The following is a 14,169-nucleotide window of genomic DNA, read 5'->3' on the forward strand; positions in this document are numbered from 1 at the left end:
CCGCAGGCGCAGACGCGCAGCGTCCCGAAGGGGCGCGCAAGCAGACTCAGCGCTCGACGACGACCTGTTCGAGCAGCGCCATGGCGGCAGCTCCATCGGCCGCGTTCGGTGCCATGGTCGGCTCGCCGCGCGCAGCACGGACGAAGTCGCCGAGAAGCGCGTGATAGCCCTTGTGGTCCTCGTTTGCCGCAGCTGTCAGATTTGGCTCCCAGACCAGGGTGTCTTCGCCGTCGATCAGGCTGGCCTCGGCCCGTGAGACCTTGAAGGGGGGCGCCCTGAAATAGCGAACCTCATGAACATTGCGGACCTCGACGCGGGCGTGGTCGCCCATCACTTGCCACCATTCCATCGGCGTGCCGCGCGACTGATGCGTACCCATGACCAGGGTGCCGATGCCGCCATTGGCAAAGCGGAAATCGACATGGAGCAGCAGCTTGCCGGGTGCCAACTCGTGCCGCCTCGCGCTCACGCTCGTGACCTCGCCCATAAGGTGCGGCACGAGATCGAAATAGTGCACGCAATGATGCAGGTAGAAGCCGGAATAATCGGGATCTCCCGCGAAATAGGTCGGCGCCGTCATGTACTCGCCGAGGAAGCTCGCGGTTGCGCCGAATTCCTTCGTGCCAATGACGTTGGCGGCAATGCGGTTGGCCGTCGAATAGCGCTTCATGAAGCCGAGCACGACCGGCACCTTGCGGCTCGCAGCCGCTTCCGCGAGTTCGGCCGCTTGTCGCGCCGTCGGCGCCGGCGGCTTCTCGATGAAGAGCGGCAAGCCGCGTGCGATCGCTGCCAATCCGATCTCGTGATGCAGGGCAGGACCGACCGCGAGGCCGACCGCGTCGAGATCGCCACGGGACAGCAGGCTGCGCCAATCGCGCAGGCGAGCGGCCTCGGGAACGCCGTAGCGCCGGCCGGTCGTATTCAACCGCGCCTCATCCGTGTCGCAGAGCGCGGTGATCTCGACATCATGCCGCGTCAGCTGCGGCAGCAGCATCTCGTTGGCATGGAGGCCGCAGCCGATCCAGCCGACCCGAAGCGCGCCTGTCCTTGAACCGGTCATGCCGTCCTCCCGGCGAATGCGAGTGCAGCCTTCAGGAAGGCGATGCTGGCCGCCAGCGGTTCGTCTTCGTTCTCGGTGGGCGCACGCCACTGGGCCAGGGGGGTGCCCGCTCGCTCATCGCGGCGTCGGAACGGCTCGAGCACGATCGGCCCGCGATAGGCGACGTCGCGCAATGCACGGGCGATCGTCGGCCAGTCGATATGGCCGGAGCCGACGAAGCCGCGATTGTTCTCATTGGCCTGGAAATGCAGGAGTTTCGATCCTGCTTGCCGGATGGCATCGGTGAGATCGAACTCCTCCATGTTCATGTGGAAGGTATCGAGCATCACGCCGACGGCGGGATTGCTCACGCGCTCGACGATTTCGAGCGCGTGACGGGTCGTGTTGCAGATATCGGTCTCGAAGCGGTTGAGCGGCTCGACGCCGAACTGGACGCCGGACTCGGCCGCGCGCTTCCCGGCCTGCGAGAGGCCGGCGACGATCGCATCGATGCGGCGCTTGCGCTCATCGTCGTCGACGGGGGCGGGAGCTCGGCCTGCGAAGACGAGAGGGGCGCCATAGAGCGGCCCCCCGACAATGGCTGCGCCGAGGGCTGCGGCCACATCGACGCATGTTTCGAGATAGGTGACGCCCGCGTGGTGGGCGCCGGCATCGGCGCTGGCGAGGTCGCGGTTGAGGTTGACCCGGGCTGCGAGCACGCAGGAGAGCCCGGCATCGGCGATGGCCGCGCGGGTCTCGCCCAGATCGAGTTCACCCGGCTCCGGTACCAGCAGCTCGACGACATCGGCTCCGGCCCGTTTCATCCGCTGGAAGCAGCCGAAATGCTCGCGCGTGAACGGCCGCGCGTAGAACATCGAGATGACCCCGATCGGATTTGTCGTCATGATTTCACCGCACCGGCTGTGAGCCCGCCCACGAGCCGCCTTTGCACCAGAAGGAAGAGGAAGGTGACCGGTAGCGCGATCAGCGTGCCGCCGGCCGTGAGAAGGCCCCACTGGATGGTGAACTCGCCGATGAAGAGCTGGAGCGCGACCGTGACGGTGCGCACCGCCTGGCCCGAGAGCATCATCGCGAAGAGGTATTCGTTCCAGGAGGTGATGAATATGTAGATGCCGGCCGTGACGACGCCGGGCATCAGCAAGGGCAGGATGATGAGGCGGATGGTCTGCAGGCGGCTGGCGCCGTCGATCATCGCCGCTTCGTCGAGATCCTTGGGGATCGCATTGAAATAGCTGGTCAGCATCCAGATCGCGAAGGGGATCGAGAAGGTCGAATGACCGAGAATGACGCCGAGATAGGTGTCGATCAGCCCGAGCCGGCGCATCATCAGGAAGAGCGGGATGATGAGCAGCACGACAGGGAACATGTTGATGACGAGGAAGCCGGTCAGGAGGCCCCTGCGTCCGGAGAAGCGGAAGCGCGAGAAGGCATAGGCCGCGGGGATGCTGACCCCGAGGCCGAGCACGCTGGCGCCGACCGCAATGATCAGGCTGTTGCCCAGGCTGCCGGCGAAGCTCGTGCGGGCAATCAGATCGCGGTAATGCTCGAGTGTCGCCTCGCGTGGCCAATAGTGGAGCGGCCAGGCGGAAAGCTCCGCCTGCGGCTTCAACGAGGTCAGGATCATCCAGGCATAGGGGCCGAGCGCGAAGAGAACGATGAGGAGGACGGGAAGCTCCACCTCCAGAATCCGCCGGCTTCGGGTGCGTCGTTCGATCATGTCTCGATGCCCCGGGCCGCCCGCCTGACATAGAGATAGACGACACCCAACAGCATAGCCGTGAGGATCAGCGCCAGCGCGGCGCCATAGCCGAACTCCATGCTGCTCGATGCGCGCAGGAAGGCGTAGAGCGGCAGGGTATGGGTGGCGTAGCCCGGTCCGCCGCCGGTCATGACCAGGATGACGTCGAGCGAGTTCGCAACCCAGATCGTGCGCAGCAACAGCGCGGTTGCGATGACATCGGCGATCGAGGGCAGGGTGACGTAGAAGAGCTGCTGTCGGGCGGTGGCGCCGTCGATCTCGGCTGCCTCATAGAGCTCGGCGGGAACCGTCTGCAGGCCGGCCAGAATGGTGACGGCGAAGAAGGGGAAACCCTGCCAGATCAGCGCCAGCATGATGGCGTAGAGTGCGGTATCGGGCCGCGCCAGCCAGGCGATAGGTGCGGCGATCAGGCCCAGGCGCATCGCGATGTCGTTGATGACGCCGAGATTGAAGTCGTACATCCAGGTCCACATCAACCCGATGATGACGCTCGGCAGCGCCCAGGGAATGATGACGAGCGAGCGCGCCAGTCCACGCCACCAGAAGCTCTGGTTGAGCAGCAGGGCTGCGGCGAGCCCAAGCAGGAACTGCAGGCCGACAACTCCAATGATCCAGATGAAGGATTGGCCCAGCGAGATCCAGAAAACCTCGTCTCGCGCGATCCTGGCGAAATTGCCCAGTCCGACGAAGCGGGCGTTGTCGGGATCGTAGAGCAGGTAGTCCTGCAGACTGAGCCAGGCGGTCTGCGCTACGGGAATCAGGACGACGCCCGCCGTGACCAGGATCGCTGGCAGCAGGAACCAGAAGGGCGTCAGGCTGCGGCCGAGGGGCTGCCTGTGCGCGAGGGGGAGCGAAGCCACGATTCAAACCTGTCGAAACGAGGGCTGGAGGCGGCAGACGGAGCCCGGCTGCCGCCAATCTCGTCAGCCGTGAAAATGCTGCTCGATGGCACGCATCATCTCGTCAGGCTGGATCTGCCCGAGCAGCGCCCTTTGCATGTTGGCCGGCCAGACCCGGGCGATGAAATCCGGCGTCTTGGGCGAATCCGGCAGCGAGGCCGCGAATGGCAGCGAGGCCGCGCTCGCATCGACGAAGCGCTTGGGGTGCAGCGTCCAGTCCTTCGCCGCCGAGGTCGCGATCGGCAACTGCCCGGTGAACTTGTTCAGAACCACGTTGTTCTCCGCCGTGGAGAGGAAGGCGCACCATTTGAAGGCGGCCTCCCTGGCCTTGCTGGCGGCGAAGACGGCGTTGGACTCGTCGCCGAAATAGGTCCAGCCCTTGCCATCCGGGCCTCGCGGGACCGGCACGGCCGAAACCTTGTCGCCGAGCACACCGACGATCTCGTTGGCCGAGCCGACATGGTGGATGGTCATGGCAGTCCGGCCGGCCTTGAAGGTATCGACGATCTGCCGGAAGCTGTCGGTCGGAGCCGAGGCCGGCACCACCTTGTCCTTGACGCTGAGATCCACGAACCAGCGGTTGGCTGCGAGCGCCTTGTCGCTGACCATTCCGCCCTTCTCGAAATTGGCGCCGCCGCCGAGAACGAACGGGCCCCAGTGGTCGAAGCCGCCTGCGCCGCCACGCAGGCCGAAGCCCGAGACATCGCCCTTCGTGAGCGCTTTGGCCGCCGCACGGAATTCATCGAAGGTTGCCGGCGGTTTCAGCCCCGCCTGCTCGAACAGGTCCTGCCGATAATAGAGATAGAGCACGACATATTGCAGAGGCAGGTAATATTGCTTGCCGTCGGCGCCCCTGTTGATCTTCCAGATGTTGTCCGCAATGTCGCTGCGCCCGGCCCAGCCGGCGATCAGGTCATCGATCGGGGAAAGCGCCTTCATCTGCTGGAAGCGGGCAGCCCAGGACAACCGCACCATCGCGCAGTCGGGTCCGTTGCCGGCGACGAGGGCGGCGAAGAGCCGGGTCTGGTAGTCGTTACCTCCGCCCCAGGGGATGCTCTCGGCCTGGACCTTGATGCCGGGGTTCGCTGCCTCGAACTTGGCGACGAGTTCGGCCGGCGAATGCTGCGGATTGTCGAAGTGATACCACCAGCGCACCGTCGTGGTGCCTTGGGCGATGGCGGGGCGGGCTAGAGGGCTGGCGAGAGCGCTGGCGCCCGCTAACTTGATGAAAGTCCTGCGTTCCATGGTTGGTTTCCTCCGGTTTTTTTATCGTTGAGGTGGTTGGCAATGTGGCGGCCACCAGCGGTGATCATGTCGGCCGCGGCAGTGAGTTCCCTGCTCATGCGCAGGCAGCCATGCACGACGCCGGGAACATGATCGAAACGGTAGGGCACGCCGGCTTCGCCCAAGCGCTGGGCCAGCCGGATGGTGTCGTCGCGTAGCGGATCGAGCCCTGCGGCGGAGAGATAGAGCGGCGGCAAGCCGGCGAGGGCAGCCCGGCCAGGCGCGGCCAGACTCAGCGTCTCGTCCGGCTCGTCGCCGAGGAAATTGTTCCAGTACCAGCGCATATTCGCGCTGGTGAGCAGGTAGTCGCCGCCACCGAAGGCCGCATGGCTCGCCGTCGAGAAGTCGGGCTCGTAGCAGCCGTAGAACAGCGCGGCGGCGGATAACGGCGGCAAGCCCTCATCGCGCCGGCGCAGCAGCGCTGCCAGCGCTAGATTGGCGCCTGCGGAATCGCCAGCGATCGCGATCCGTTCCGCCGGAACGGGCGTGCCCAGCCCACCACGTTCGACTAAGGCGATGGCGGCCAGAACATCGTCGAGCGGGGCCGGGAACGGGTGTTCGGGAGCAAGCCTGTAATCGACGCCCAGCACGGCGCAGCCCGCTGCCACCGCGAGATTGCGCATCGTGCCGTCATGGGTCTCGATTGAGCCGAAGGTCCAGCCGCCGCCATGCGCATAGACGATGACGGACGCTGCCTGCGCGCCTTCAGGCCGGTAAAGCCGCGCACGCATCGCGCCGGCATCCGTGGGAATGACCATATCGCTTGCCGGGATCGCCGGAGCGCCCTCGCTCCACGGCAAGGTTGCGGCATCGACGGTTGCGCGCGCCTCGCCTATCGGAGCGGAGCGGAAATCGAAAGCCGGACCGGCGCGCAGCCGCTCCAGAAGCACCTGCATCTGCGGATCGATCCAGGTCGTCATTCGGCGGCTCCGTCACGCAGGACGATCGTGTCGATATGCTCCGCCATCGCCTGCGACAGGCCTTCGCCATCGCGGGCCTCGAGCAATGCGAGCAGTATCCCATGGCGCGCAGCGGTTTCTGCGAGCGGGCGGCGATGACCGGGTGCCCAGAGCTTCGAACGGTGCGAGTGCAGGGTGCAGCGGGTCAGGATCTGTTCGAGCGCATCCAGTCCCGACAGGCGGAAGATCGTCAGGTGGAAAGCCATATCGAGGATGATCAGGGCATATTCGTCGCCGGCTGCGGCGACGGCATCCATGTCGGCCTGTATCGCGTATAGCCGCTCCAGGCTGTCCCGCTCGACATGCTGCACCGCCCGCAAGGCGCCGCGAATCTCGATACGGCGGCGCAGGGCCAGAATTTCCTCCGCCTCCTCCGGATCAAGCCTGGTGACCATCGTGCCGCGATGGCCGGAGCGGGTGACGAGCCCGTCCTCCTGCAAGCGCAGGAGCGCCTCGCGGATCGTGCCCTGGCTGCAACCATGCTCGCGCGCCATGCCGAGCTCGGTGAGCGCGCTCTCGGGGCGCAGCTCGTTCAGCATGATCTGGCGCTTCAGTGACTCGTAGACGACGTCACGGGGCCTTCGAATCTGGTTTGGAATGAGCGCGTTCATCAATATCGATAATGATATTGATACAGACGGTGTCAAGTGAGCTTTCATGGAATGCGTCCGAGCCCTTGACCATGTGAGGTGAGGCAGCTGCGACCACCGGGGAGGCGTCTCGAAGAAGTCTTTGCAGGTCAGGGCGTTATCGTCGGGAGGCGACGCAATCGTCACCGACGAGGAAGGATTCGCTTCATCGCTGCCTGCAGCCATGAGGCAGCGATGAAGCGGCGGCCTCCGTGTCTGAAGTGTTCGCCGGAGGGAGCCAAACAATGAGCGCGCGCATCTTCGGCCGGAGCGCACCCAAGCGCTCATTCTTGAAATTCATGATTGATAGAAGCGCCTGAAGGGCCGCGGACCGGGCGGTTGCAGCGCATTCCTGCAGGCTCAGGTGGCGAAAAATGTCCATCCGAGTCGGATCGCGTCTGGAAGAGCAATCCTTTCCCAGCGGATCAACTGGCTTCCCAATTTTGCCGCGGGGAAGCGTCAAGCCTCTGAAGTTCAGCGCAAACCACTGATCTTGCTGGTGAGCGGGGAGGGGATCGAACCCTCGACCACATGATTAAAAGTCACGTGCTCTACCACTGAGCTACCCGCCCTCACAGGCCGCTGACATACGGACGCCCCGCGCGCCGGTCAACATCGTTCGCACACTCCGGTCATTGTTCGATGGCTTTGAGATATGGCAGAAGCGCTCCGGAGGATCCGCATGACCGATTTGCCCACCCTGTCCGAGATCAAGGCCGCCAAGGCTCTTGTGGACACTGTCTTCCCGGGAACGCCGCAATATGCCTGGCCGCTGCTGAAGCAGCGCCATGGCTTCGAAATCGTGGTGAAGCACGAAAATCACACGCCGATCGGGGCTTTCAAGCTGCGCGGCGGCATCGTCTATCTCGACCGGCTGAAGCGCGAGCGCCCGCATGTGAAGGGCGTCGTCTCGGCGACACGTGGCAATCACGGCCAGAGCATCGCGATGGCTGCAAGCGGAGTCGGGCTGCCTTCGGTCATTGTCGTGCCGCTCGGCAATGCTGTGGAAAAGAACGCTGCGATGAGGGCGCTCGGAGCCGAACTGATCGAAACCGGCCGGGATTTCGACGAGGCTAGGGCTGCAGCTCAGCAAATCGCCCGCGAGCGCAGCTATGAGATGGTGCCATCCTTCCATCGCGATCTCGTCTGCGGTGTCGCAACCTATGCGCTCGAGCTCTTCACGGCGCGGCCGAATCTGGCGCGCGTCTATGTCGGGATCGGACTTGGCTCGGGAATCTGCGGGTTGATCGCGGCCCGTGATGCGCTCGGCATCAAGACCGAGATCATCGGCGTCGTCTCGGACATCGCCGATTCCTACGCCCGCTCGGTCGAGGCGAAACAGGTCGTCCCGGTCGAGGATGCGCCGAGCTTTGCCGACGGGATTGCTGTTCGGATGCCCGATGCCGGAGCTCTCGCGATCATCCTCAAGGGTGCGGCGCGGATCGTGCGCGTCAGCGAGGATGCGATCGCCGAGGCGATCCGGAACTATTATCTCGACACCCATAATCTCGCGGAAGGCGCGGGGGCTGCGCCGCTGGCGGCAGCAGCAGCCGAATCCGAACTCAACCAGGGCGCCTCGGTTGGCGTCGTCCTTGGGGGCGGCAATATCGACATGCCGGTCTTCCGCAAGGTTCTTGCCGGGGAAACCCCTCGCATTGGCTAGTTTGAAGGACGCTGGCGCAGCGGGCTGGAAGCGTTGGTCGTTGGCGTTTCTCGGCACGGCGCTCGCGCTGGTCCTGCTTATCTTCGGCTTCATCGCGGTGATGGATCCGTTCGGTTCACGCCTTGCCGCCGGGCAGGCGGCGCGCCCGCTGATGGATATCAACCAACGCTACATGTACCCGCAGCTCGTACGCTCGGGCGCTTTCGATGCTGCCATCTTCGGGACATCGACGATGCGGCTGCTCGACCCCGCGGTCCTGTCGAAGGGCCTCGATGTCCGCATGGCCAATCTTGCCATGAACGCTGCCACGCCGTGGGAGCAGGTCCAGATAGCGGAGCTGTTCGCGCGCAAGTCGGCAACACCCAAGGCGGTGATCTGGGGCATCGACACGACCTGGTGCGAGCCCGACGCGACCGAACCGGCCAAACGCCTGACTCCACGCCCGTTCCCGCCCTGGCTCTATGACGAGGCGCGCTGGAACGATTGGCCGAAGCTGATCAACCTGACGACGCTGGAAATCGCGGGCCGCCTCCTGGCTTACAAGCTCGGTTATCTGCCCGAGCGGATCCGCCGCGACGGCTACGAAGTGTTCACGCCCCCCGAAGAGACATACGATCTCGCGCGGGCTCGCTTTCATTTGTTCCAGAACTATGGCGGCACTGCTCCAGACCTGACACCGATCGCACCCGCGACGGAGGTGGCTGCGAAGGAACGGGATGGCTGGCGCTTTCCAGCGCTGGATTGGCTCGACACCGCCCTGGCGGCCTTGCCGCGGGAGACGAGCAAGCTGATCGTCCTTCCGCCCGCCCATCTCACGGCGCTGCCGCGCGAGGGCTCGGCAGGCTGGCAGCACTATGCAGCCTGCAAGGAAGCGCTCCGATCCCTGGCGGCGCGGCGCGGTGCCGTCATCGCCGATTTCGCCCATCGCTCGGCCGTCACGCAACAGGATGCGAATTACTGGGATCCGCTGCATTTCCGACTGCCGATCGCGCAGCGTGTCGAGGCTGACCTCATCGCGATCGCGCGCGGCGCTCCGGTGAGTTCGGATGGGTTCGTTCAGGTTTCTCGCCCCTGATCGTTAACGCGGCATAAACCACGCAAGGATAGCCTGCCGGCATGGTCGTTCGCCGTGGTCTCAGATCCTTTTTCATCACGCTCGCGCTCTATCTCGTATCGAGTGGAGCGATCGGCTACTTCATGTTCCATGCCCAGCATGGCTCGCGTGGGCTCGAGGCCCGCGGCGGCCTGCAGGAATCGCTGCGGGTCATGGAGGATGAGCTCAAGGAGCTCACCACGGAGCGCAAGAGCTGGGAGCAGCGCCTTGCCCTGATGCGTGACGAAGCTGTCGATCGCGATCTGCTGGAAGAGCGCGCGCGCGCGTCGCTCGGCCGGATCCATCGGAACGATGTCATCATCATGGGGCGCTGAGCAGCGGGAAAAGCCGCAGAATAGTTCCGGTTACATCGATTAACTGGATTCAAGTTAATACACGAAAGCGTAGAAATATCAGCGATGTAACTCATGTTGCATTGCGAGATACCTCCCTCGCCAAGGGGTATGTGATCCTCTACAACCAAGGTCGAATGATCTTGGAGGATCGCCGATGGCCGTTGCCGCGCGCAAGACGAAAGCTCCCGCTCAAGCCAAAACCGCGGCCAAGGGCGCGGCAAAGGCCAGTTCAGCCAAGACAACCGCGGAGAAGGGGGCGGCCAAGGCGCTGAGCAACATGCCCGCCTTCACAAGGGAAGAAGACCTTCACGCCTATTACGAGATGCTGCTGATCCGCCGCTTCGAGGAGAAGGCGGGGCAGATGTACGGCATGGGCCTGATCGGTGGCTTCTGCCACCTCTATATCGGCCAGGAAGCCGTCGTCATCGGCATGCAGATGGCCTCGAAGGATGGCGATCAGGTCATCACCGGCTATCGCGATCACGGTCACATGCTTGCGACCGGAATGGAATCACGCGGCGTGATGGCCGAGCTGACCGGGCGCCGCGGAGGCTACTCCAAGGGCAAGGGCGGCTCGATGCACATGTTCTCCCGCGAGAAGAACTTCTACGGCGGGCACGGCATCGTCGGCGCGCAGGTATCGCTCGGTGCGGGCCTCGGTTTCGCCAACTGGTACCGGGAGGACGGCCGGGTCTCGATGACCTATTTCGGCGACGGCGCGGCCAATCAGGGCCAGGTCTATGAGAGCTTCAACATGGCCCAGCTCTGGAAGCTGCCGGTCGTGTTCGTGATCGAGAACAACCGCTACGCCATGGGCACCTCGGTCAACCGCGCTTCGGCGCAGACCGATTTCTCCAAGCGCGGCCTGTCCTTCTCCATCCCCGGCGAGCAGGTCGACGGCATGGATGTCCGCGCCGTGCGCGCTGCCGGCGAGCGCGCGATCGCGCATGCCCGCTCGGGCAAGGGTCCCTACATTCTCGAGATGCAGACCTATCGCTATCGCGGTCACTCGATGTCTGATCCGGCAAAGTACCGCTCCAAGGACGAAGTCCAGCGGATGCGCGAAGAGCATGATCCGATCGAGCAGGTGAGGGGGCGCCTCACCCGCGATTTCAAGATTGCCGAGGACGAGCTCAAGGCGATCGACGCCAAGATCCGCGAGATCGTCAACGACGCGGCCGAATTCGCAACGCATGATCCGGAGCCCGATGTCTCGGAGCTCTTCACCGATATTACGCTGGAGCACGCCCGGGCCTGAGGCCCGGACCGCGCCTAAGTCTCTGCCGGCCTTGCCGGCATCTCCTGATCCCGCGTCCTTTCAAATTCCGGGTGTGTTCATGCCGATTGATATCCTTATGCCCGCGCTTTCGCCCACCATGGAGGAGGGCAAGCTCGCCAAATGGCTCAAGGCCGAGGGGGATGCCATCAAGGCAGGCGACATCCTGGCCGAGATCGAGACCGACAAGGCGACCATGGAAGTCGAAGCGGTCGACGAAGGCATCCTTGCCAAGATCCTGGTTGCCGACGGCACCGAGAACGTCGCGGTCAATACGCCGATCGGCGTGATCGCGGCCGATGGTGAGGATGTGAAGGCGGCTGCCTCAGGCGGCGCCAAGCCGGCGGCGGTTGCCGAGAAGCCGGCCGAGCCCGAGGCCAAGGCGGAGAAGGCCTCGGCCGAAGCTCCTGCGGCCACCACCGCACCGAGCGTACCTGCTCAGGCGAAGTCCTATGACGCGTCGAGCGAGTTCCCCGCGGGTGCGGAGGTCGTCACCATGACGGTCCGCGAGGCGCTGCGCGATGCCATGGCGGAGGAGATGCGCCGGGATGGCGATGTCTTCGTCATGGGCGAAGAGGTCGCCGAGTATCAGGGCGCCTACAAGGTCACGCAGGGCCTGCTCCAGGAATTCGGCCCCAAGCGCGTCATTGACACACCGATCACCGAGCACGGCTTCGCCGGTATCGGCGTCGGTGCAGCGCTGACCGGCCTGAGGCCGATCGTCGAGTTCATGACCTTCAATTTCGCCATGCAGGCGATCGACCAGATCATCAACTCGGCGGCCAAGACGCTCTACATGTCCGGCGGCCAGATGGGCTGCCCGATCGTGTTCCGCGGACCCAACGGTGCTGCCGCCCGCGTCGCCGCCCAGCACAGCCATGACTACGCCGCCTGGTACTCGAATGTGCCCGGCCTCAAGGTGGTGATGCCCTACAGCGCCTCGGACGCGAAGGGCCTCCTGAAGAGCGCGATCCGCGATCCGAACCCGATCATCTTCCTCGAGAACGAAATTCTCTACGGGCGCACCTTCGAGGTTCCGAAGGGCGACGATTTCCTGATCCCGATCGGCAAGGCCAAGGTCGTGCGTCCGGGCACGGATGTCACCATCGTCTCCTTCGGCATCGGCATGACCTATGCACTCGGCGCCGCCGAAGCCCTGGCCAAGGAAGGCATCGAGGCCGAAGTCATCGACCTGCGCACCATCCGGCCGATGGATATCGAGACGGTCATTGCCTCCGTGCAGAAGACCAACCGCTGCGTCGCGGTCGAGGAAGGCTTCCCGCAGTCCGGCGTCACCGCCGAAATCGGCATGCGCATCATGGAAGCGGCCTTCGACTATCTCGACGCGCCGGTCGCCCGCGTCACCGGCAAGGATGTGCCGATGCCGTATGCGCATAATCTCGAGAAGCTCGCCCTGCCGAATGTCGGCGAGGTCATCGCGGCGGCGAAGGCCGTCTGCTACAGGGCCTGATGCCGTGGCGCTGACCGTCCCTGCCATGATCGCAGCGGTCGGCCTCGCAGCTGCCGGGGCCTCTGGAGCGGTCGCGTATTTCAAACCTCGGGAGCGGCTTCGGCTGCGCCCGCTGGCTCCGCCGCATCTGGCTGGCGCCCGGCTGCGCCTGCACCGCCTCGATCTCTGCGCCTACCTGCTGGCGGCGGGCGGTGTGCTGATGCTGATCCCGGAGGCAGTCCAGACCTTCGCTCCCGAGCTGATGTTCGGGAGGACGCTGGCCGGCACCGCCCTGGAACATCTCGACTATATCGCCTTCGTTTTCGTGTCCCTCAGCTTCGGCATGGGCCTGACACGCCGCCTGCTGCTCATCCAATTGGAAAAAGCGAGCCTCCAGCCATGCCCGTAAACATCCTGATGCCCGCGCTCTCGCCGACCATGGAGAAGGGCAATCTCGCCAAGTGGCTCAAGAAGGAAGGGGACGCCATCAAGTCCGGCGACATCCTTGCCGAGATCGAGACCGACAAGGCGACGATGGAGGTCGAGGCCGTCGATGAGGGCATCCTGGCCAAGATCGTGGTGCCGGAAGGCACGGCCGATGTCGCGGTCAACGAGATCATCGGCGTGATCGCCGGCGAGGGCGAGGACGCCAAGAGCGTAGCGGCCCCCAGCGCCGCGCCCGCCAAGAGCGAGGCTGCGCCAAAGGTCGAGGCCAAGGCAGCCGCGGCAGCTCCCGCTGCTGCCCCGGTCGTGGCTGGGCAGCCCGCTGCGCATGCTGCCGACGGCAGCCGCCCCTTCGCCTCGCCGCTGGCGCGCCGCCTCGCCAGGGATGCCGGGCTTGATCTTGCAAAGGTCCAGGGCTCGGGCCCGCACGGACGGATCGTCGAGCGCGATATCGAGACGGCGAAGGCCGGCGGCACCGCCAAGGCCGCGCCGGCAGCCGCTCCTGCGGCAGCAGCGCCCAAGACGGTGGCCGCGCCGCTCGCGACCGGCCCCTCCGACGAAGCGGTCAAGAAGCTGTTCGAGCCGGGCTCCTACGAGGAGATTCCGCATGACGGCATGCGCAAGACTATCGCGCGCCGTCTGACCGAAGCGAAGCAGACGATCCCGCATTTCTACGTCACCGTCGATTGCGAACTCGACGCGCTGCTGAAGCTGCGCGCAGAACTCAACGCTGCGGCACCCGAGAAGGACGGCAAGCCGGCTTACAAGCTTTCGGTCAACGACATGGTGATCAAGGCTCTCGCTCTGGCGCTGCGCGCCGTGCCGGATGCCAATGTCAGCTGGACCGACGGCGCCATGCTCAAGCACAAGCATGCCGATGTGGGCGTCGCGGTCTCGATCCCGGGCGGCCTGATCACGCCGATCATCCGCGACGCCTGCCACAAGCCGCTGAGCCAGATCTCGAACGAGATGAAGGACATGGCGGCGCGTGCCAAGACCCGCAAGCTCAAGCCCGAGGAATACCAGGGCGGCACGTCGGCGGTCTCCAATCTCGGCATGTTCGGGGTCAAGGATTTCGCCGCGGTGATCAATCCGCCGCATGCGACGATCCTGGCGGTCGGCGCCGGCGAGCAGCGCGCCGTGGTCAAGAACGGTGCGCTGGCGATTGCGACCATCATGTCGGTGACGCTCTCGACCGACCACCGCGCGGTCGATGGCGCACTCGGTGCGGAACTCCTGCAGGCCTTCAAGGGCTATGTGGAGAAGCCGATGGCGATGCTGGTGTGAGACCCATGCC

The 14,169-nt window shown here is 64.9% G+C and carries 14 protein-coding genes and 1 tRNA gene; 7 read left to right on the forward strand and 8 right to left on the reverse strand.

Annotation, left to right across the window (positions count from 1 at the left end; translation table 11 throughout):
- Positions 1-46: 46 nt before the first annotated feature.
- The 8 genes from BIWAKO_RS24295 to BIWAKO_RS24335 form a co-directional block, all read right to left on the reverse strand.
- Positions 47-1,060 (reverse strand): Gfo/Idh/MocA family protein, encoded by a 1,014-nt coding sequence (locus BIWAKO_RS24295; protein ID WP_069880845.1) that lies wholly within the window; start codon positions 1,058-1,060, stop codon positions 47-49.
- Complete coding sequence (locus BIWAKO_RS24300) at positions 1,057-1,944, reverse strand: sugar phosphate isomerase/epimerase family protein (protein ID WP_069880846.1); 888 nt, start codon at positions 1,942-1,944, stop codon at positions 1,057-1,059. The genes BIWAKO_RS24295 and BIWAKO_RS24300 overlap by 4 nt, the downstream gene beginning before the upstream one ends.
- A complete protein-coding gene (locus tag BIWAKO_RS24305) occupies positions 1,941-2,777 on the reverse strand; it encodes a carbohydrate ABC transporter permease (protein ID WP_069880847.1) in 837 nt (278 codons plus the stop codon). The genes BIWAKO_RS24300 and BIWAKO_RS24305 overlap by 4 nt, the downstream gene beginning before the upstream one ends.
- Positions 2,774-3,679: a carbohydrate ABC transporter permease gene (locus BIWAKO_RS24310; RefSeq protein WP_141740213.1), complete on the reverse strand. Its 906-nt coding sequence runs from the start codon at positions 3,677-3,679 to the stop codon at positions 2,774-2,776. Before BIWAKO_RS24310 ends, BIWAKO_RS24305 begins: the two co-directional genes overlap by 4 nt.
- Before the next feature lie 63 nt (positions 3,680-3,742).
- Entirely contained in the window at positions 3,743-4,963 is a 1,221-nt protein-coding gene (locus tag BIWAKO_RS24315; protein ID WP_069880849.1) for an ABC transporter substrate-binding protein, read from the reverse strand.
- Positions 4,936-5,922: an alpha/beta hydrolase gene (locus tag BIWAKO_RS24320; protein ID WP_069880850.1), complete on the reverse strand. Its 987-nt coding sequence runs from the start codon at positions 5,920-5,922 to the stop codon at positions 4,936-4,938. The genes BIWAKO_RS24315 and BIWAKO_RS24320 overlap by 28 nt, the downstream gene beginning before the upstream one ends.
- Positions 5,919-6,572, reverse strand: a complete 654-nt coding sequence (locus tag BIWAKO_RS24325) for a GntR family transcriptional regulator (protein WP_069880851.1) — start codon at positions 6,570-6,572, stop codon at positions 5,919-5,921. Before BIWAKO_RS24325 ends, BIWAKO_RS24320 begins: the two co-directional genes overlap by 4 nt.
- A gap of 515 nt (positions 6,573-7,087) precedes the next feature.
- Positions 7,088-7,162 (reverse strand) — tRNA-Lys (locus BIWAKO_RS24335).
- Positions 7,163-7,272: 110 nt separating this feature from the next.
- Here BIWAKO_RS24335 and BIWAKO_RS24340 point away from each other — a divergent pair.
- From BIWAKO_RS24340 to BIWAKO_RS24370, 7 genes are all read left to right on the forward strand, one after another.
- Complete coding sequence (locus BIWAKO_RS24340; RefSeq protein ID WP_069882741.1) at positions 7,273-8,253, forward strand: threonine dehydratase; 981 nt, start codon at positions 7,273-7,275, stop codon at positions 8,251-8,253.
- Positions 8,246-9,328: a nickel-dependent hydrogenase large subunit gene (locus BIWAKO_RS24345; RefSeq protein WP_244523533.1), complete on the forward strand. Its 1,083-nt coding sequence runs from the start codon at positions 8,246-8,248 to the stop codon at positions 9,326-9,328. The genes BIWAKO_RS24340 and BIWAKO_RS24345 overlap by 8 nt, the downstream gene beginning before the upstream one ends.
- A gap of 41 nt (positions 9,329-9,369) precedes the next feature.
- Positions 9,370-9,681, forward strand: a complete 312-nt coding sequence (locus BIWAKO_RS24350) for an FtsB family cell division protein (RefSeq protein ID WP_069880854.1) — start codon at positions 9,370-9,372, stop codon at positions 9,679-9,681.
- 298 nt (positions 9,682-9,979) lie between these two features.
- Positions 9,980-10,960 (forward strand): pyruvate dehydrogenase (acetyl-transferring) E1 component subunit alpha, encoded by a 981-nt coding sequence (gene pdhA, locus BIWAKO_RS24355; protein WP_244523678.1) that lies wholly within the window; start codon positions 9,980-9,982, stop codon positions 10,958-10,960.
- Positions 10,961-11,039: 79 nt separating this feature from the next.
- A complete protein-coding gene (locus BIWAKO_RS24360; RefSeq protein ID WP_069882742.1) occupies positions 11,040-12,449 on the forward strand; it encodes a pyruvate dehydrogenase complex E1 component subunit beta in 1,410 nt (469 codons plus the stop codon).
- A 4-nt stretch (positions 12,450-12,453) separates the two neighbouring features.
- Positions 12,454-12,837 carry a hypothetical protein gene (locus BIWAKO_RS24365; protein ID WP_141740214.1) on the forward strand — a complete coding sequence of 128 codons (384 nt, stop codon included), beginning with the start codon at positions 12,454-12,456 and terminating at the stop codon, positions 12,835-12,837.
- Positions 12,828-14,159 (forward strand): pyruvate dehydrogenase complex dihydrolipoamide acetyltransferase, encoded by a 1,332-nt coding sequence (locus BIWAKO_RS24370; protein ID WP_069880857.1) that lies wholly within the window; start codon positions 12,828-12,830, stop codon positions 14,157-14,159. The genes BIWAKO_RS24365 and BIWAKO_RS24370 overlap by 10 nt, the downstream gene beginning before the upstream one ends.
- The last annotated feature ends 10 nt before the right edge of the window (positions 14,160-14,169 follow it).

Source organism: Bosea sp. BIWAKO-01 (assembly GCF_001748145.1).
Classification (GTDB): Bacteria; Pseudomonadota; Alphaproteobacteria; order Rhizobiales; family Beijerinckiaceae; genus Allobosea.

What these genes read in the sequence shown, in the direction of transcription:
- BIWAKO_RS24320 (WP_069880850.1), bottom strand. Translation starts at nt 5,922, where the DNA reads ATGACGACCTGGATCGATCCGCAGATGCAGGTGCTTCTGGAGCGGCTG.
- BIWAKO_RS24360 (WP_069882742.1), top strand. Translation starts at nt 11,040, where the DNA reads ATGCCGATTGATATCCTTATGCCCGCGCTTTCGCCCACCATGGAGGAG.
- BIWAKO_RS24325 (WP_069880851.1), bottom strand. Translation starts at nt 6,572, where the DNA reads ATGAACGCGCTCATTCCAAACCAGATTCGAAGGCCCCGTGACGTCGTC.
- pdhA (WP_244523678.1), top strand. Translation starts at nt 9,980, where the DNA reads ATGCCCGCCTTCACAAGGGAAGAAGACCTTCACGCCTATTACGAGATG.
- BIWAKO_RS24300 (WP_069880846.1), bottom strand. Translation starts at nt 1,944, where the DNA reads ATGACGACAAATCCGATCGGGGTCATCTCGATGTTCTACGCGCGGCCG.
- BIWAKO_RS24295 (WP_069880845.1), bottom strand. Translation starts at nt 1,060, where the DNA reads ATGACCGGTTCAAGGACAGGCGCGCTTCGGGTCGGCTGGATCGGCTGC.
- BIWAKO_RS24315 (WP_069880849.1), bottom strand. Translation starts at nt 4,963, where the DNA reads ATGGAACGCAGGACTTTCATCAAGTTAGCGGGCGCCAGCGCTCTCGCC.
- BIWAKO_RS24370 (WP_069880857.1), top strand. Translation starts at nt 12,828, where the DNA reads ATGCCCGTAAACATCCTGATGCCCGCGCTCTCGCCGACCATGGAGAAG.
- BIWAKO_RS24350 (WP_069880854.1), top strand. Translation starts at nt 9,370, where the DNA reads ATGGTCGTTCGCCGTGGTCTCAGATCCTTTTTCATCACGCTCGCGCTC.
- BIWAKO_RS24305 (WP_069880847.1), bottom strand. Translation starts at nt 2,777, where the DNA reads ATGATCGAACGACGCACCCGAAGCCGGCGGATTCTGGAGGTGGAGCTT.
- BIWAKO_RS24340 (WP_069882741.1), top strand. Translation starts at nt 7,273, where the DNA reads ATGACCGATTTGCCCACCCTGTCCGAGATCAAGGCCGCCAAGGCTCTT.